Below are 18,441 nucleotides of genomic sequence, written 5' to 3'. Positions count from 1 at the left end.
GGTTGTGAGGTTAAGCGACTAAGCGTACACGGTGGATGCCCTGGCAGTCAGAGGCGATGAAGGACGTGCTAATCTGCGAAAAGCGACGGCGAGGTGATATGAACCTTTGACCCGTCGATGTCCGAATGGGGAAACCCAGTGTGATTCGTCACACTATCGTTAACTGAATACATAGGTTAACGAGGCGAACCGGGGGAACTGAAACATCTAAGTACCCCGAGGAAAAGAAATCAACCGAGATTCCCCCAGTAGCGGCGAGCGAACGGGGAGCAGCCCGGAGTCTGAATCAGCTTGTGTGTTAGTGGAAGCGTCTGGAAAGTCGCACGGTACAGGGTGACAGTCCCGTACACGAAAATGCACAGGTTGTGAACTCGAAGAGTAGGGCGGGACACGTGGTATCCTGTCTGAATATGGGGGGACCATCCTCCAAGGCTAAATACTCCTGACTGACCGATAGTGAACCAGTACCGTGAGGGAAAGGCGAAAAGAACCCCGGCGAGGGGAGTGAAAAAGAACCTGAAACCGTGTACGTACAAGCAGTGGGAGCACCTTCGTGGTGTGACTGCGTACCTTTTGTATAATGGGTCAGCGACTTATATTCTGTAGCAAGGTTAACCGTATAGGGGAGCCGCAGGGAAACCGAGTCTTAACTGGGCGTTAAGTTGCAGGGTATAGACCCGAAACCCGGTGATCTAGCCATGGGCAGGTTGAAGGTTGGGTAACACTAACTGGAGGACCGAACCGACTAATGTTGAAAAATTAGCGGATGACCTGTGGCTGGGGGTGAAAGGCCAATCAAACCGGGAGATAGCTGGTTCTCCCCGAAAGCTATTTAGGTAGCGCCTCGTGAACTCATCTTCGGGGGTAGAGCACTGTTTCGGCTAGGGGGCCATCCCGGCTTACCAACCCGATGCAAACTACGAATACCGAAGAATGTTATCACGGGAGACACACGGCGGGTGCTAACGTCCGTCGTGAAGAGGGAAACAACCCAGACCGCCAGCTAAGGTCCCAAAGTCATGGTTAAGTGGGAAACGATGTGGGAAGGCACAGACAGCCAGGATGTTGGCTTAGAAGCAGCCATCATTTAAAGAAAGCGTAATAGCTCACTGGTCGAGTCGGCCTGCGCGGAAGATGTAACGGGGCTAAACCATGCACCGAAGCTGCGGCAGCGACGCTTATGCGTTGTTGGGTAGGGGAGCGTTCTGTAAGCCGTCGAAGGTGTGCTGTGAGGCATGCTGGAGGTATCAGAAGTGCGAATGCTGACATAAGTAACGATAAAGCGGGTGAAAAGCCCGCTCGCCGGAAGACCAAGGGTTCCTGTCCAACGTTAATCGGGGCAGGGTGAGTCGACCCCTAAGGCGAGGCCGAAAGGCGTAGTCGATGGGAAACAGGTTAATATTCCTGTACTTGGTGTTACTGCGAAGGGGGGACGGAGAAGGCTATGTCAGCCGGGCGACGGTTGTCCCGGTTTAAGCGTGTAGGTGTGTGTTCCAGGCAAATCCGGTTCACTTTAACACTGAGGCGTGATGACGAGGCACTACGGTGCTGAAGTGATAAATGCCCTGCTTCCAGGAAAAGCCTCTAAGCATCAGGTAACACGAAATCGTACCCCAAACCGACACAGGTGGTCAGGTAGAGAATACCAAGGCGCTTGAGAGAACTCGGGTGAAGGAACTAGGCAAAATGGTGCCGTAACTTCGGGAGAAGGCACGCTGATATGTAGGTGAAGTCCCTGCGGACGGAGCTGAAATCAGTCGAAGATACCAGCTGGCTGCAACTGTTTATTAAAAACACAGCACTGTGCAAACACGAAAGTGGACGTATACGGTGTGACGCCTGCCCGGTGCCGGAAGGTTAATTGATGGGGTTAGCGGCAACGCGAAGCTCTTGATCGAAGCCCCGGTAAACGGCGGCCGTAACTATAACGGTCCTAAGGTAGCGAAATTCCTTGTCGGGTAAGTTCCGACCTGCACGAATGGCGTAATGATGGCCAGGCTGTCTCCACCCGAGACTCAGTGAAATTGAACTCGCTGTGAAGATGCAGTGTACCCGCGGCAAGACGGAAAGACCCCGTGAACCTTTACTATAGCTTGACACTGAACACTGGTCCTTGATGTGTAGGATAGGTGGGAGGCTTTGAAGCGTGGACGCCAGTCTGCGTGGAGCCATCCTTGAAATACCACCCTTTAATGGCTGGTGTTCTAACGTGGACCCGTAATCCGGGTTGCGGACAGTGTCTGGTGGGTAGTTTGACTGGGGCGGTCTCCTCCCAAAGAGTAACGGAGGAGCACGAAGGTTAGCTAATCCTGGTCGGACATCAGGAGGTTAGTGCAATGGCATAAGCTAGCTTGACTGCGAGAGTGACGGCTCGAGCAGGTGCGAAAGCAGGTCATAGTGATCCGGTGGTTCTGAATGGAAGGGCCATCGCTCAACGGATAAAAGGTACTCCGGGGATAACAGGCTGATACCGCCCAAGAGTTCATATCGACGGCGGTGTTTGGCACCTCGATGTCGGCTCATCACATCCTGGGGCTGAAGTAGGTCCCAAGGGTATGGCTGTTCGCCATTTAAAGTGGTACGCGAGCTGGGTTTAGAACGTCGGACCATTCGGTCCCTATCTGCCGTGGGCGCTGGAGAATTGAGGGGGGCTGCTCCTAGTACGAGAGGACCGGAGTGGACGCATCACTGGTGTTCGGGTTGTCATGCCAATGGCACTGCCCGGTAGCTAAATGCGGAAGAGATAAGTGCTGAAAGCATCTAAGCACGAAACTTGCCCCGAGATGAGTTCTCCCTGAGACTATAAGTCTCCTGAAGGAACGTTGAAGACGACGACGTTGATAGGCCGGGTGTGTAAGCGCAGCGATGCGTTGAGCTAACCGGTACTAATGAACCGTGAGGCTTAACCTTACAACGCCGAAGCTGTTTTGGCGGTGAGAGAGACGATTTTCAGCCTGATACAGATTAACAGAATTTGCCTGGCGGCTTTAGCGCGGTGGTCCCACCTGACCCCATGCCGAACTCAGAAGTGAAACGCCGTAGCGCCGATGGTAGTGTGGGGTCTCCCCATGTGAGAGTAGGGAACTGCCAGGCATCAATTAAGTGAAGAGGCCATCCGAAAGGATGGCCTTTTTGCGTTTATATACCGAAAAATGTAGGCCGGGTAAGGCGAAGCCGCCACCCGGCAAGTCAGACCGCACACCACTTCACAATAAACTCAGCAATCCCATCCTCATCATTTAAATCCAGCACCGGAACCTCAATATCGAGAGCAACATCGCTGGCCACCGCAATCACATGCTCATCCAGCGTTAACTCGCTGATGTCATGCCCGGCATCACTTCTGAACAGCAGGATCTTAGGCACGGCCTCATGCTTAAATCCCTCAACCAGCACCAGATCCAGCGTGGAGTGATCCATCCGGCTCACCAGATACGCGAGATCCAGCGGTGCCTCATCCGGCGTTTCTGTCATCAATGCCCAACGCTGGTTGCTTGCTACCATTGTCTGCGCGGCACCCGCTTTGCGCAGCTCATAGCTATCTTTACCCGGCTTATCGACATCCATATTATGGTGAGTATGCTTAATCAAGCCTGGACGAATACCGCGGGCGCACAGAGCGGGTATCAGTTTTTTCAGCAACGTGGTTTTTCCTGTCCCACTCCAGGCTGAAATGGCTAAAACAGAGTTCATCTCTTCTCCTGCATGGCCTGTAAATCTTCTAATGTGTTCACATTCACGAACGATGTTTTCATGTCGCTAAAATCAACAGCATGTCCGCCGACCTTACGCATAAACACCATCACTCTTCGTTCTCCGGAAGCCAGATAGTCGCTCATAGCAGGAATCAAGGATCGGTTAATGAGCGCGATAGTTGGGTGGTCGCGCTCGCCGTCATGCACCCAGACCACAGGTGAATCACCTCGCTGTTGCACCATCCGTTCCACCAGGCAGGTGGGTATAAATGGCGTATCACACGAACAAAAGATAAACCACTCTCCCTGCGACTGCTGCATCACCGAAAGCATGCCGGCCAGCGGCCCCGGAAAATCAGCAAGATTATCCTGATAAACGGGAAACCCGCTGCGCTGGTAAATATCGATATGGCGATTTGCGCTCAGCGCCATTGCCGATACCTGATCGACAAGCGTATCAGCGACATGCTGCCATAAGGGCTTGCCTTTCAGGAGCTGTAGTCCCTTATCTTCCCCGCCCATACGTGTAGCTCTGCCGCCTGCCAGAACGACCCCAGTGATTTCCAGGCTAAGATTCACGAATATCGCCTCTTTTATTGTGGGATTGACCCTGCTAACGTGTCACTCTAAATGAAAGGAGCACCACCATGAAATGTAAACGTCTGAATGAAGTCATTGAACTCCTCCAGCCGGCCTGGCAAAAAGAGCCAGAGCTGAATCTGATGCAATTCTTACAGAAACTGGCAAAAGAGTCAGGTTTTGACGGCGATCTGGCAGACCTTTCTGACGACATCCTGATCTACCACCTCAAAATGCGCGACTCAGCCAAAGATGCTGTTATTCCTGGTATTCAGAAGGATTATGAGGAAGATTTTAAAACTGCATTGCTGCGCGCCCGAGGCGTAATTAAAGAGTAAAAGCTTGTAAGCGGAGCCACCGAAATCGCTACAAGATGATATCCTGAATCATTCGTATAATTTCCGGATGATCGGATGAACGACCAGGCTTTTACTTTCCAGACACTACACCCGGATACCATTATGGATGCCCTGTTTGAACAGGGTATTCGTGTGGATTCCGGGCTAACTCCGTTAAACAGCTACGAAAACCGCGTCTATCAATTTCAGGACGAGGATCGTCAGCGCTTCGTCGTAAAGTTCTATCGCCCTGAACGTTGGTCTGCACAGCAAATTCAGGAGGAGCACCAGTTTGCTCACGATCTGCTGGTTGATGACGTTCCCGTTGCCGCGCCGATAAAGTTCAATAACCAAACGCTGCTCACGCATGAAGGGTTTTACTACGCCGTATTCCCCAGTCTGGGTGGCCGCCAGTTTGAAGCGGATAATATCGATCAGATGGAGTGGGTTGCTCGCTATCTGGGACGCATTCATCAGACGGGACGTAAAACAGAGTTCACTGTCCGACCAACGATCGGGATTCATGAATATCTCACCGAACCACGTCAGATATTCGAAACGTCTGCGCTGATCCCCGCTGCGTTAAAGGATGATTTCCTCAACGCCACCGATAAGCTTATTGCTGCGGTGAAAACCTGCTGGCGTGATGATATTTCCGTTCTGCGCCTGCATGGCGATTGTCACGCCGGAAATATTCTCTGGCGCGATGGTCCACTGTTTGTCGATCTCGACGATGCGCGCATGGGACCAGCGGTTCAGGATCTGTGGATGCTGCTCAATGGCGACAAAGCCGAGCAGCGCATGCAGCTTGAAACGATTATTGAAGCCTATGAAGAATTTAGCCCGTTTAATTCAGACGAAATTGCCCTGATTGAGCCTTTACGTGCGATGCGTTTTGTTTATTATCTCGCATGGTTAATCAGGCGTTGGGACGACCCCGCATTTCCTCGTAATTTCCCGTGGCTTACCGGAGAAGATTACTGGCGCAGCCAGATATCTACATTCACTCAGCAGGTTAAGGTTCTTCAGGAACCCCCTCTGCAATTAACGCCGATGTATTAATTGGACACACCCAGGAGAGAGTTAATCATGAAAAAAATTTGGCTGGCGCTGGCAGGTATGATTCTGGCATTTAGCGCTTCTGCTGCGCAGTTTACCGACGGTAAACAGTTTATCACGCTGGAAAAGCCGGTTGCTGGCGAGCCACAGGTTCTGGAGTTCTTCTCATTCTATTGCCCGCACTGCTATCAATTCGAAGAGGTGCTGCATGTTTCTGACAACGTGAAGAAGAAGCTGCCGGAAGGCACCAAAATGACCAAGTACCACGTTGAGTTCCTGGGCCCGTTGGGTAAAGACCTGACTCAGGCGTGGGCGGTTGCGATGGCGCTGGGCGTGGAAGATAAAATCACTGCTCCAATGTTCGAAGCCGTACAGAAAACCCAGACCGTTCAGACCACTGCGGATATCCGCAAAGTGTTCGTTGATGCCGGTGTGAAAGGTGAAGAGTACGACGCCGCGTGGAACAGCTTTGTAGTGAAATCTCTGGTTGCTCAGCAGGAAAAAGCGGCCGCTGATCTGCAGCTTCAGGGCGTTCCGGCGATGTTTGTTAACGGCAAATATCAGCTGAACATGCAGGGCATGGACACCAGCAGCATGGATATTTTCGTACAGCAGTATGCTGACACCGTGAAATACCTGGTTGAGAAGAAGTAATTTCGTTGATATGAAAACGCCGGTCACTGACCGGCGTTTTTGTATGAAGATTTAATGCTGTCTATCTGTTCGTCTTTCTCTTTCCAGAGCGTATTAAGCCACTGCTGGAAACCACGTTTGAAATTCTTATCGTTAACGTAGTCACCGTGCAGCCCGGTATCGATCGGCACTAAATTCACCCGAACAACAATCCGCGTCAGCTTGCCGCTGAGCATATCGAAGAATGGCGTCCTGTCATTTTCCGGATAGCAGAGCGTAACGTTCAGAAGTTTATCGAACTGTGCACCCAGCACGTTAAGTGCCATCGCAATACCCGCCGCCTTTGGCGGAAGCAGGTTCTGATAAGGGGAGCGTGTTTGTTGACGTTTATCTTCCGTAAACCGTGAGCCTTCAACAAAGTTCACGATGGTCGTTGGATGTGCGCGAAACTTTTCACAGGAGCGGCGCGTGGTCTCCACATCCTTACCGCGACGCTCCGGATGACGAATCAGATAGCTGCGCGAATAGCGTTTCATAAACGGCATATCAAGCGCCCAGCAGGCCAGCCCGATAAAGGGCACCCAGGCGAGCTGCTGCTTGAGGAAGTACTTGTTCATCGGGATATGTTTGCGAAAAAGCACGCATAACACCACGATGTCCGCCCAGCTGTGATGATTGCAAATCAGCAGGTACCAGTTCTTTTTGTTGAGGCTCTCCAGCCCTTCGACATCCCACTTCAGATGCGGATTCAGGCACAGCAGGATCGCTAGCCCTTCACACCAGCAATACATCATGAAATTACAAAACGCAGAGACGGATCGCCACACCGCAGGCACAGGCAGCAGCAGTTTAACGACCCCGGCGATAATGATTGGCACAGAACACGCAATCGTCACCAGAATAGTTAAAATGATGCTTAGCGGTAATGTTATTGCAGCGAGCAATCTCGACATGATGAGCTTTTTCAGGTGGTTAGCTTTAATGGACCGGCCGATGATACGGCGCTGGGGGCTGATTTTATCAGAAAAGTGACAAAATTATGGCGCTTTCATATCGTCAATAGACGGCTTTTCCCCTGAAGCAGAAGATTTCTCTATTATTGTGCGCTAATCAGGACTTATATCCACATAGACTAAATTGCCATCAGCAGGCTATTTTCATGCAGTGTTAGTTGTTAACATTATGATATATAATAATTTATTATCAGCGCGTGCCTGCTTTTTGTATCTGTTTTTCATTTGAAGTGAAAATATTCACAAACTTATCCACAGTTTGAATTTTGCGAGCGATCCTCACGATCGCAAAATCTTTTTCTGTATCGAACCTGAATAACTGATGTTTTCATCCTTCTGTGGCATCCTTTACGCATAAATTGATTAAAGGCACGGACATTATGGTTCAGATCCCAGAAAACCCACTTATTCTCGTCGACGGCTCTTCTTACCTGTATCGGGCGTACCATGCGTTTCCTCCTCTGACCAATAGCGCAGGGGAACCTACCGGCGCGATGTACGGCGTGCTGAACATGCTGCGCAGCCTGATTCTTCAGTATCAGCCCACCCATGCGGCTGTCGTTTTTGATGCGAAAGGCAAAACCTTCCGCGATGAGCTGTTCGAACATTACAAATCCCATCGTCCGCCAATGCCTGACGATCTGCGTGCGCAGATTGAGCCACTGCACGCCATGGTGAAAGCAATGGGCCTGCCGCTGCTGGCCGTCTCTGGCGTGGAGGCTGACGACGTCATCGGTACGCTGGCGCGTGAAGCTGAAAAAATGGGCCGTCCGGTGCTGATCAGCACCGGTGATAAAGATATGGCGCAGCTGGTGACTCCAGGTATTACCCTGATCAACACCATGACCAACACCATTCTGGGGCCAGAAGAAGTAGTCACTAAGTATGGCGTGCCGCCAGAGCTGATTATCGACTTCCTCGCGTTGATGGGCGACTCCTCGGATAACATACCTGGCGTTCCTGGCGTCGGTGAAAAAACCGCGCAGGCGCTGCTTCAGGGGCTGGGTGGTCTGGACACGCTCTACGCTGAGCCAGACAAAATCGCCGGACTTTCCTTCCGTGGCGCAAAAACCATGGCCGGGAAGCTGGAAGAGAACAAAGAGGTGGCTTATCTCTCCTATAAGCTGGCAACAATCAAAACCGATGTGGAACTGGAGCTGGGCTGTGAGCAGCTGGAAGTGCAACAGCCTTCCGCTGACGACCTGCTGAACCTGTTTAAGAAATACGAATTCAAGCGCTGGACCACTGACGTGGAAGCCGGTAAATGGCTGCAGGCTAAAGGGGCCAAACCTGCTGCTAAGCCGAAAGAGACGATTGTCGTTGATGCCGAAGATCAGGCGGAAGAAGAAGCCGCAGCGCTCTCCTTCGACAACTACGAAACCATTCTGGAAGAGTCACAGCTGATCGCCTGGATCGAGAAACTGAAAAAAGCGCCGGTCTTTGCCTTTGACACCGAAACAGACAGCCTCGACAACATCTCAGCCAATATGGTGGGATTGTCCTTTGCGACAGAGCCGGGTATTGCCGCCTACGTTCCCGTGGCGCACGACTACCTGGATGCGCCGGAGCAGATCTCCCGCGAGCGCGCGCTCGAGCTACTGAAGCCGATTCTGGAAGACGAAAAGGCGCTGAAGGTTGGTCAAAACCTCAAGTACGACCGCGGCATTCTGCAGAACTACGGCATTGAGCTGCGCGGGATTGCCTTTGACACTATGCTCGAATCCTACATTCTGGACAGCGTGGCGGGCCGCCATGATATGGATTCCTTATCTGACCGCTGGCTCAAGCACAAAACCATTACCTTTGAAGAGATTGCCGGTAAAGGGAAAAATCAGCTCACCTTTAACCAGATTGCTCTTGAAGAAGCAGGGCGCTACGCGGCGGAAGATGCCGACGTCACGCTGCAACTGCATCTGAAGATGTGGCCAAAACTGCAGAAGCACGAAGGTCCGCTGAACGTATTCCAGCATATTGAAATGCCGCTGGTGCCCGTGCTGTCCCGTATCGAACGCAATGGCGTTAAGATCGATCCAACGGTGCTGCAAAACCACTCTGGCGAGCTCGCGCAGCGTTTGACCGAGCTCGAGCAGAAAGCGCATGACCTTGCCGGCGAGCCGTTTAACCTCTCTTCACCGAAGCAGCTGCAAACCATTCTGTTTGAAAAGCAGGGCATCAAGCCGCTGAAGAAAACCCCTGGCGGTGCGCCTTCAACCTCTGAAGAGGTGCTGGAAGAGCTGGCGCTGGACTACCCGCTGCCAAAAGTGATTCTGCAGTACCGCGGTCTCGCGAAGCTGAAGTCTACCTACACGGACAAACTTCCGCTGATGATCAACCCGAAAACGGGCCGTGTGCACACGTCGTATCATCAGGCGGTAGCGGCAACCGGGCGTCTCTCGTCAACCGATCCTAACCTGCAGAATATTCCGGTGCGTAACGAGGAAGGGCGCCGCATTCGTCAGGCCTTTATAGCCCCTGATGACTACCTGATTGTCTCGGCTGACTACTCGCAAATTGAACTGCGCATTATGGCGCACCTGTCCCGCGATAAAGGTCTGCTGACGGCATTTGCGGAAGGAAAAGACATCCACCGGGCGACCGCGGCGGAGGTCTTTGGTTTACCGCTGGACAACGTGACCAACGAACAGCGCCGCAGTGCAAAAGCGATCAACTTCGGTCTAATCTACGGCATGAGCGCGTTTGGCCTTTCACGCCAGCTAAACATTCCGCGCAAAGAGTCGCAGAAGTATATGGATCTTTACTTCGAGCGTTATCCGGGCGTTCTGGAATATATGGAACGCACCCGCGCGCAGGCGAAAGAGAAAGGTTACGTTGAAACCCTGGATGGCCGTCGTCTCTATCTCCCGGACATCAAATCCAGTAACGCGGCGCGCCGCGCTGGTGCAGAGCGTGCTGCGATCAACGCCCCGATGCAGGGTACCGCAGCGGACATCATCAAGCGCGCAATGATCGCCGTTGATGCCTGGCTGGAGAAAGAGAAGCCGCGCGTGAAAATGATCATGCAGGTACACGATGAACTGGTATTTGAAGTGCACAAGGACGACCTCGACGCCGTGTCGAAGAAGATCCACGAACTGATGGAAAGCAGCATGACGCTGGACGTGCCGTTGCTGGTGGAAGTAGGAAGTGGTGAAAACTGGGATCAGGCTCACTAAAGGTTCTGTGAATAACGCGCTTTTTATGTAAGTTAGCAACATAACAACGCGCGTTTTGTGACGATCATTAGAATTCCCTATGTAAAGAATGAAAAAAAACTACAAAAAGTGCTTTTTCTACAGCAAAAAAAGGGGTAGAGTTATCGACGTAGGGTACAGAGGTAAGATGTTCTATCTTTCAGACCTTTTACTTCACGTAATCGGATTTGGCTGAATATTTTAGCCGCCCCAGTCAGTAATGACTGGGGCGTTTTTTATTGCGGCAAAGAAAAGTTCGGGCAAAAAAAAGCGCGGACATCGCCGCGCTCGGTATTACTCTTCTTCCGCTTCCGTCGCGGGTTCCAGCTCGTTAAACCAGCTGTCGAGCTTCTGACGCAGCTTGTCCACGCCCTGTTTTTTCAGCGAAGAGAAAGGCTCAACCTGTACATCGCCATTGAAGGCCAGTACCGCTTCGCGAACCATATTCACCTGCGCTTTACGCGCGCCGCTTGCCAGCTTGTCGGCTTTCGTCAGCAGTACCAGCACGGCAATATCGCTTGCCACCGCCCAGTCGATCATCTGCTGATCCAGATCTTTCAGGGGATGGCGAATATCCATCAGCACCACCAGACCTTTCAGGCACATGCGTTTTTCCAGGTATTCGCCCAGCGCACGCTGCCACTTGATCTTCATCTCTTCCGGCACCTGCGCATAACCGTATCCCGGCAAGTCTACGAGGCGTTTGCCTTCAGCCACTTCAAAGAGGTTAATCAGCTGGGTACGGCCAGGTGTTTTTGAGGTACGCGCCAGGTTCTTCTGATTGGTCAGCGTATTCAGGGCGCTGGATTTCCCCGCATTTGAGCGGCCAGCAAATGCCACTTCAATACCGGTATCAGAAGGCAGGTGGCGAATATCGGGCGCACTGGTGACAAAATGCGTCTGTTGGTAGTTCCAGGTAGTCACGTGGTCGTCTCCAAAAATCGTAATCTGGAGGGATTATACCCGAATGCGGGCAAAAGGCTTTTCTGATTGCACGAGGCTTGCAGGCGAATGCCCAAACGGCTGTAAGAGATCGGCTAATGTTGCTATGGGAGATTTCAGAGAATTCGCAGGCGTTAAAAAATGCAAACTGTTTTAAATCATAATCTTATTTCCAGGTAATTATCTGAAAATCCGTATTTGTACCGTTTAGTTGCTTGTTAGTTTAACGGAACAAGGTAAAGTATGCGGCAAGGCGAGGAAGCCAACAGGAAATCGACTTAAGGATTAGGGTCAGGAGCGCCAGGAGGCGAAGACGCAGGATAGTCAGGACGACCAGCGCCTGGAGGCGTTTTAACAGGAAATGGAACCATACACGGACGGTATCAGCCAAAGGATAAACAGGGTGTGTTGTTGGTAAACATGGAACGTCTGACCCGTTAAGGGTTGTGAGTCAGGAAAAAAGGCGACAGATTGCTCTGTCGCCTTTTTTCTTTGCTTGCTTTCTGCTAGATTTCGCCGCAATTCTATACTGAAGAAAACGACTTTAAGATAAAACATCATGAAAAAACCAACCTCCGCTGCGGGCGCGAAACGCCCTGCAAAAGCACGCCGCAAAACGCGCGAAGAACTGAACCAGGAAGCGCGCGACCGCAAACGCGACAAAAAACATCGCGGTCATGCTGCGGGTAGCCGTGCCAACGGCGGTGGTGCAGCGGGCGCTTCTGCAAAAGGCAAACAGCAGAAAGACCCTCGTATCGGCAGTAAAACTCCCATTCCACTGGGCGTGACAGACACCCCGGTCACTAAGCAGCACAAACCAAAGAGCGAGAAACCTATGCTTTCACCGCAGGCTGAGCTGGATATGCTGGAGAACGATGAGCGCCTGGACGCGCTGCTGGAACGTCTTGAAGAGGGTGAAACCCTGACCGCCGAAGAGCAGTCATGGGTAGATGCCAAACTGGACCGCATTGATGAGCTGATGCAGAAGCTGGGTCTGTCTTACGATGACGAAGACGACGAAGAGGAAGAAGAAAAGCAGGAAGATATGATGCGTCTTCTGAAAGGTGGAAACTAACATTTGCACCCGGCAGGCACGATAGTCCTGCTTATAACCCTTCCGGTTATATGTTATCTGGTGTGGTTATTCGTTAAACTACGGCGGTTGTCGCGGCGACAGAAGTGGCTGCGCACCCGAATGATGGCCCGCGATGGGGCCAGAACGGGCCGCCGTATACGAACGCGACACCAACGGAAGGAGTGAGCATGTCAGCACCAACTATCGACTGGGATTTGGCCCTAATCCAGAAGTATAACTATTCCGGGCCGCGTTATACCTCATACCCCACCGCGCTGGAGTTCTCCGATGCCTTCGGCGAGGAGGATTTTCAGCAGGCCGTCACGCGCTATCCAGAGCGTCCGCTGTCGCTCTACGTCCATATTCCGTTCTGCCACAAGCTCTGCTACTTCTGCGGCTGCAATAAAATCGTGACCCGTCAGCAGCATAAAGCCGACCAATACCTCGATGCGCTCGAACAGGAAATTGTGCACCGCGCGCCGCTTTTTAAAGGTCGTCACGTCAGCCAGCTTCACTGGGGGGGCGGCACGCCAACGTATCTCAATAAGGCGCAAATAAGCCGCCTGATGACGCTGCTGCGCGGAAATTTCAATTTTAACGACGACGCTGAAATCTCGATCGAAGTCGATCCGCGTGAAATTGAGCTGGATGTACTGGATCACTTACGCGCCGAAGGCTTTAATCGTCTGAGCATGGGCGTGCAGGATTTCAATAAAGAGGTGCAGCGTCTGGTCAACCGCGAGCAGGACGAGGAATTTATCTTCGCCTTACTCAACCACGCGCGTGATATCGGCTTTACCTCGACCAACATCGACCTGATTTACGGCCTGCCAAAGCAGACGCCGGAGAGCTTCGCCTTCACGCTGAAGCGCGTGGCTGAACTTAGCCCAGACCGCCTGAGCGTCTTTAACTATGCGCACCTGCCGACGCTATTTGCCGCCCAGCGCAAAATCAAAGATGCCGATCTGCCTTCTGCCCAGCAGAAGCTGGATATCCTGCAGGAAACTATCACCTCTCTGACGGAGAGCGGCTATCAATTTATCGGCATGGATCACTTTGCCCGTCCGGATGACGAGCTGGCGATTGCCCAGCGTGACGGCGTTCTGCACCGCAACTTCCAGGGTTACACCACTCAGGGCGATACCGATCTGCTCGGCATGGGTGTCTCCGCCATCAGCATGATCGGTGATAGCTACGCGCAGAACCAGAAAGAGCTGAAGCTCTACTACCAGCAGGTTGATGCAACCGGCAACGCGCTGTGGCGCGGCATCGCGCTGAGCCGTGACGACTGCATTCGTCGTGATGTGATTAAGGCGCTTATCTGCAACTTCCGTCTCGACTTTAGCGACGTGGAAGCACAGTGGGATCTGACATTCAGCGAATATTTTGCGGAAGACCTGAAGCTGATTGCACCGCTGGCGAAAGACGGGCTGGTGGATGTGTCAGAAAACGCGATTGAGGTCACGCCGAAAGGGCGTCTGTTGATCCGTAATATCTGCATGTGCTTTGACGCGTATCTGCGCCAGAAGGCGCGTATGCAGCAGTTTTCACGGGTGATTTAAGGCGCAAAGCCGGGTAAGGCGAAGCCGCTACCCGGCTTTTACATTTCAACCTGCTAGCTAAACAGCCCAACCAGCGCCGCACATAATACCGCCGCAACGGCAGTTTGTGGCGTGTGGCTTTCAGCTGCTCCGCTCGACAGTAAAGTCACTAATGATTCCAGCATGATGGTTCCCCCCAATTTCCGGGCACGATCATACAAAACTCATCGGAACAGTAAAGCGCAAAATAACGGCAATTTGCGCTCAATTAATAACCTTTACACAGCGGCGTACGTTCACTCCATTCCCAGCTCTTTCAGCTTGCGCGTCAGGGTATTACGACCCCATCCCAGCAGGCGCGCGGCTTCCTGCTTATGGCCCTGCGTATGACGAAGCGCGGTGGTCAACAGCGTACGCTCCATCTCTGGCTGAGCCTCAGACAGCAGGTTTTGATGACCGGAACGCAGCGCGCGGTCGGCCCACTGCGCCAGCAGCGTTGCCCAGCTGTCTGGCAGCGCGTGCCCGGTGCTGCTTTCGGGCGCGGTGGCTTCAAACAGTTCGGCAGGGAGATCCTGAATCAACACTTCCTGGCCGGCGGCCATCACGGTCAGCCAGCGGCAGGTGTTTTCCAGCTGGCGTACGTTGCCCGGCCACGCCAGACGGGTGAGGGCGGCATCGGTTTCCGGGTGAAGCTGCTTGGCTTCCACGCCCAGCTCGCGGGCCGCCACCTGCAGGAAATGACGCGCCAGGCGCGGGATATCTTCCCGACGCTCGCGCAGCGGCGGCAGGTGGACGCGGATCACGTTCAGGCGATGGAATAAATCCTCACGGAATTTGCCCTCCTGCACGCGCAGCTCCAGGTTCTGGTGCGTCGCGGCGATAATACGCACGTCCACCTTCACCGGCGCATAGCCGCCCACGCGGTAAAACTGCCCGTCGGCCAGCACGCGCAGCAGGCGAGTTTGAACGTCCAGCGGCATATCGCCGATCTCGTCCAGGAACAGCGTGCCGCCGTCAGCCTGCTCAAAGCGCCCCTGGCGAATGGTATTCGCGCCGGTAAACGCCCCTTTTTCGTGGCCGAACAGCTCGGACTCAATCAAATCCTTCGGGATCGCCGCCATATTGAGGGCGATAAACGGCGCTTTTGCCCGCGGGCTGTGGCGATGTAACGCATGCGCCACCAGCTCTTTACCTGTACCCGATTCCCCGTTAATCAACACGCTGATGGACGAGCGGGACAGACGGCCAATAATGCGAAACACGTCCTGCATCGCCGGCGCTTCCCCGATGATGTCAGTGGTTGGCCCAAAATCGGGCGCGTGGCGCGGCTGTTGTTGCTCCTGGTAGTGGCTAATCGCGCGCTCAACCAGCGCCACCGCTTCGTCGATATCGAACGGTTTGGGCAGATAATCGAATGCCCCTTGCTGATAGGCGCTCACCGCGGCATCCAGGTCGGAATGAGCCGTCATTATGATGACCGGAAGCATAGGATGGCGCTGTTTGATCTGCTTTAACAGCGCCAGCCCGTCCATGCCCGGCATGCGAATATCCGACAGCAGAACGTCCGGCGTTTTGGTGGTGAGTGCGTCGAGCACCTCGCTGCCGCTCTCAAACGTCGTGCAGCTTAAACCTGCCCCTGTGAGCGCGCGTTCAAGCACCCAACGGATGGAGCTATCGTCATCGACTACCCAGACTATCCCTCGTTGCATAAACGTCACCTTTATTTTTTAATCGGCAGGAAAACCGAAAACTCGGTATGTCCCGGCCAACTGGTAAATTCAATTTTTCCGGAGTGCTGATCGATCAAGCTGCGGGCGATAGATAAGCCCAGTCCCGTACCGCCTTCGCGCCCGCTTACCATTGGGTAGAACAGGGTGTCCTGCAGATGAGAAGGAATGCCAGGCCCGTTATCCTCAACGTCGATGCGTGCCGCCAGACGATAGCGCACGCCGTGCAGCGTAAGCTGGAAGGCGGTGCGGGTGCGTAAAATAATCTCGCCGCCTTCCGGCCCCAGCGCCTGCAGGGCATTGCGCACAATATTCAGCAGAACCTGCTCAATCTGGTCCGGGTCATGCGCCAGTTCCGGCAGGCTTGGGTCGTAATCACGCACCAGCGTGACGTTCTCCGGCAGCTCCATGGAGACGAGCTTCACCACCCGTTCAGCGACTTTATGAATGCTTTCTGAAACGTGCATACCCGGCTGCTGCGGCCCGAGCAGGCGATCGACCAGGTTACGCAGGCGGTCCGCCTGCTCAATGATGACGTTGGTGTACTCCGCCAGCGCAGGGTCGGGCAGGGCCTTGGTCAGAAGCTGCGCCGCGCCGCGTAACCCACCCAGCGGGTTTTTGATTTCATGCGCGAGACCGCGCACCAGGTCACGGGCGGCAATTTGCTGCGCGTGCTGAAGCTGCTCCTGGCTCAGGCGACGCTGATTATCCATCGGCGCCATTTCCAGCAGGATCAGTCCTTCCGGCAAACGTTGCGCGGTAAGGGAAAGAATATGTGAGCGCCCGTCGATCACCAGCGTGACTTCGTTATCGGTGAACCCCTGACCGGCCTGCAAACTTTCCTGCATCAGGCCAATATTCAGCGAGAAATAGCTCAACAATTCAGGAAGCGGGGTGCCAAACAGTTTGCGTGAACTCTGGGCGAGCAGCTGTTGAGCCGCCGGGTTGGCATAGTGGACGGCCAGCTCGTCGTCGACCAGCAGGATGCTGTTAATCAAAGAATTGAGGATCTGCCCAGCATCGGGCAGCGTGCCAGTTGCCATTCAGCAGTCTCCTGGAGTCGTTGCACTGTTTTAGTGCAGTATAGCGGTTTCGGCGTAAAAAGCGCGAGAGATCAGGTTGTTGGTGGAGAAAAAAGCCCATCCGGAGATGGGCTAAAAGTTTCCACGGCAACTACCCCCGGCGCTTTTGACGCCGGGTAAAACAACTAAATTAAACGCTGTAGTACAGTTCGAACTCAACCGGATGCGGAGTCATACGCACGCGGTCGTTCTCTTCAGTACGCAGGGCGATGTAAGCATCGATAGCGTCGTCAGTGAATACGCCACCCGCAGTCAGGAACTCGCGGTCTGCATCCAGCGCCTGCAGGGCTTCTTCCAGAGAGCCAGCAACCTGTGGGATCTCTTTCGCTTCTTCTGGCGGCAGGTCGTACAGGTTTTTGTCCATCGCTTCGCCTGGGTGGATCTTGTTCTTGATACCGTCCAGACCGGCCATCAGCAGCGCAGCGAAGCACAGGTATGGGTTAGCCGCTGGGTCCGGGAAGCGCACTTCGATACGACGCGCTTTTGGCGACGCCACCACCGGGATACGGATGGAAGCAGAACGGTTACGCGCAGAGTAGGCCAGCATAACTGGCGCTTCGTAGCCCGGGACCAGACGCTTGTAGGAGTTAGTGGTTGGGTTCGCCAGGGCGTTGATCGCTTTAGCGTGTTTGATAACACCACCGATGTAATACAGCGCCTGCTCGGACAGACCGGCATATTTGTCGCCAGAGAACAGGTTGGTACCGTTCTTGGACAGAGACATGTGGCAGTGCATACCGGAACCGTTGTCGCCAAACATTGGTTTTGGCATGAAGGTCGCGGTTTTACCGAAACGGTGCGCAACGTTGTGCACAACGTATTTGTAGATCTGAATTTCGTCCGCTTTTTTGGTCATGGTGTTGAAGCGGGTTGCCACTTCGTTCTGACCCGCAGTCGCCACTTCGTGGTGGTGCGCTTCAACAACCAGGCCCATCTCTTCCATCACCAGACACATGGTGGAACGAATGTCCTGCGCAGAGTCGACCGGAGGAACCGGGAAGTAACCGCCTTTCACACCAGGACGGTGACCTTTGTTACCACCTTCGTATTTGGTGGAAGAGTTCCATGCGCCTTCGATGTCGTCGATAGCCACGTGGGAGCCAGAAATAGAGGCACCGAAGCGGATGTCGTCGAACAGGAAGAACTCTGGCTCTGGCCCGAACAGAACGGTGTCCGCGATGCCGGTAGAACGCAGGTACTCTTCAGCGCGTTTTGCGATAGAACGTGGGTCGCGGTCGTAGCCCTGCAGCGTGCCGGGCTCGAGGATGTCGCAGCGGATGATCAGGGTTGGTTCTTCGAAGAACGGATCAATGACCGCAGTGGTTGCGTCTGGCATCAGAACCATGTCGGATTCGTTAATGCCTTTCCAGCCACCAATGGAGGAGCCGTCAAACATTTTGCCTTCTTCAAAGAATTCGGCGTTCACCTGATGAGCAGGGATTGTGACGTGCTGTTCTTTACCTTTGGTATCGGTGAAGCGCAGATCAACAAACTTCACTTCATGTTCGTTCAGCATCGTCAAAACGTGTTCAGCGGACATACTTAACTCTCCAGATTGGTCATTGT

At 53.5% G+C, this 18,441-nt stretch carries 15 protein-coding genes and 2 rRNA genes; 9 read left to right on the top strand and 8 right to left on the bottom strand.

Features of this window, described 5'->3' with window-relative positions; all coding sequences use genetic code 11:
• Positions 1 to 8 precede the first annotated feature (8 nt).
• Both DG357_RS22630 and rrf read left to right on the top strand, forming a co-directional pair.
• Positions 9 to 2,910, top strand: a 23S ribosomal RNA gene (locus DG357_RS22630).
• A 67-nt stretch (positions 2,911 to 2,977) separates the two neighbouring features.
• A 5S ribosomal RNA gene (rrf, locus tag DG357_RS22625) occupies positions 2,978 to 3,093 on the top strand.
• A 96-nt stretch (positions 3,094 to 3,189) separates the two neighbouring features.
• On the opposite strand, the gene mobB is transcribed toward rrf, so the two are convergent.
• Both mobB and mobA read right to left on the bottom strand, forming a co-directional pair.
• On the bottom strand, positions 3,190 to 3,693 hold the full coding sequence (gene mobB / locus DG357_RS22620) for a molybdopterin-guanine dinucleotide biosynthesis protein MobB (RefSeq protein ID WP_048959965.1): 504 nt from the start codon (positions 3,691 to 3,693) through the stop codon (positions 3,190 to 3,192).
• Entirely contained in the window at positions 3,690 to 4,274 is a 585-nt protein-coding gene (gene mobA, locus DG357_RS22615) for a molybdenum cofactor guanylyltransferase MobA (RefSeq protein ID WP_088204714.1), read from the bottom strand. Before mobA ends, mobB begins: the two co-directional genes overlap by 4 nt.
• Positions 4,275 to 4,342: 68 nt before the next feature.
• Between mobA and DG357_RS22610 the strand changes: the two genes are divergently transcribed.
• The 3 genes from DG357_RS22610 to dsbA all read left to right on the top strand — a co-directional run bounded on the left by DG357_RS22610 (position 4,343) and on the right by dsbA (position 6,325).
• On the top strand, positions 4,343 to 4,612 hold the full coding sequence (locus tag DG357_RS22610; RefSeq protein WP_008501866.1) for a YihD family protein: 270 nt from the start codon (positions 4,343 to 4,345) through the stop codon (positions 4,610 to 4,612).
• Positions 4,613 to 4,687: 75 nt separating this feature from the next.
• Positions 4,688 to 5,674 (top strand): serine/threonine protein kinase, encoded by a 987-nt coding sequence (locus DG357_RS22605; RefSeq protein WP_049001344.1) that lies wholly within the window; start codon positions 4,688 to 4,690, stop codon positions 5,672 to 5,674.
• 27 nt (positions 5,675 to 5,701) lie between these two features.
• Complete coding sequence (gene dsbA, locus DG357_RS22600; RefSeq protein ID WP_028014899.1) at positions 5,702 to 6,325, top strand: thiol:disulfide interchange protein DsbA; 624 nt, start codon at positions 5,702 to 5,704, stop codon at positions 6,323 to 6,325.
• A 23-nt stretch (positions 6,326 to 6,348) separates the two neighbouring features.
• Here the strand turns inward: dsbA and DG357_RS22595 are convergent, their stop codons facing one another.
• Entirely contained in the window at positions 6,349 to 7,257 is a 909-nt protein-coding gene (locus tag DG357_RS22595) for an acyltransferase (protein ID WP_088204715.1), read from the bottom strand.
• A gap of 440 nt (positions 7,258 to 7,697) precedes the next feature.
• Here DG357_RS22595 and polA point away from each other — a divergent pair, with 440 nt between their 5' ends.
• Both polA and DG357_RS23390 read left to right on the top strand, forming a co-directional pair.
• Entirely contained in the window at positions 7,698 to 10,490 is a 2,793-nt protein-coding gene (gene polA, locus DG357_RS22590; protein ID WP_088204716.1) for a DNA polymerase I, read from the top strand.
• 166 nt (positions 10,491 to 10,656) lie between these two features.
• Positions 10,657 to 10,704 carry a spot 42 RNA, inhibition of DNA synthesis gene (locus tag DG357_RS23390; protein WP_071892919.1) on the top strand — a complete coding sequence of 16 codons (48 nt, stop codon included), beginning with the start codon at positions 10,657 to 10,659 and terminating at the stop codon, positions 10,702 to 10,704.
• Positions 10,705 to 10,802: 98 nt separating this feature from the next.
• Here the strand turns inward: DG357_RS23390 and yihA are convergent, their stop codons facing one another.
• Complete coding sequence (yihA, locus tag DG357_RS22585; protein WP_014885764.1) at positions 10,803 to 11,432, bottom strand: ribosome biogenesis GTP-binding protein YihA/YsxC; 630 nt, start codon at positions 11,430 to 11,432, stop codon at positions 10,803 to 10,805.
• A gap of 577 nt (positions 11,433 to 12,009) precedes the next feature.
• Between yihA and yihI the strand changes: the two genes are divergently transcribed.
• Entirely contained in the window at positions 12,010 to 12,525 is a 516-nt protein-coding gene (yihI, locus tag DG357_RS22575; protein ID WP_028014895.1) for a Der GTPase-activating protein YihI, read from the top strand.
• 188 nt (positions 12,526 to 12,713) lie between these two features.
• Positions 12,714 to 14,087 carry an oxygen-independent coproporphyrinogen III oxidase gene (gene hemN, locus DG357_RS22565; protein ID WP_088204717.1) on the top strand — a complete coding sequence of 458 codons (1,374 nt, stop codon included), beginning with the start codon at positions 12,714 to 12,716 and terminating at the stop codon, positions 14,085 to 14,087.
• Between the two features lie 53 nt (positions 14,088 to 14,140).
• On the opposite strand, the gene DG357_RS22560 is transcribed toward hemN, so the two are convergent.
• From DG357_RS22560 to glnA, 4 genes are all read right to left on the bottom strand, one after another.
• A complete protein-coding gene (locus DG357_RS22560; protein ID WP_017382667.1) occupies positions 14,141 to 14,251 on the bottom strand; it encodes a YshB family small membrane protein in 111 nt (36 codons plus the stop codon).
• A 111-nt stretch (positions 14,252 to 14,362) separates the two neighbouring features.
• Complete coding sequence (gene glnG, locus DG357_RS22555) at positions 14,363 to 15,775, bottom strand: nitrogen regulation protein NR(I) (RefSeq protein WP_028014893.1); 1,413 nt, start codon at positions 15,773 to 15,775, stop codon at positions 14,363 to 14,365.
• A gap of 11 nt (positions 15,776 to 15,786) precedes the next feature.
• Positions 15,787 to 16,836, bottom strand: coding sequence for a nitrogen regulation protein NR(II) (glnL, locus tag DG357_RS22550; RefSeq protein ID WP_014172250.1), 1,050 nt, complete (start codon positions 16,834 to 16,836; stop codon positions 15,787 to 15,789).
• Between the two features lie 169 nt (positions 16,837 to 17,005).
• Positions 17,006 to 18,415: a glutamate--ammonia ligase gene (gene glnA, locus DG357_RS22545; protein ID WP_008501856.1), complete on the bottom strand. Its 1,410-nt coding sequence runs from the start codon at positions 18,413 to 18,415 to the stop codon at positions 17,006 to 17,008.
• Positions 18,416 to 18,441 lie beyond the last annotated feature (26 nt).

It is taken from the genome of Enterobacter bugandensis, assembly GCF_900324475.1.
GTDB lineage: Bacteria > Pseudomonadota > Gammaproteobacteria > Enterobacterales > Enterobacteriaceae > Enterobacter > Enterobacter bugandensis.
This window is presented reverse-complemented; position numbering and strand designations above follow the sequence as displayed.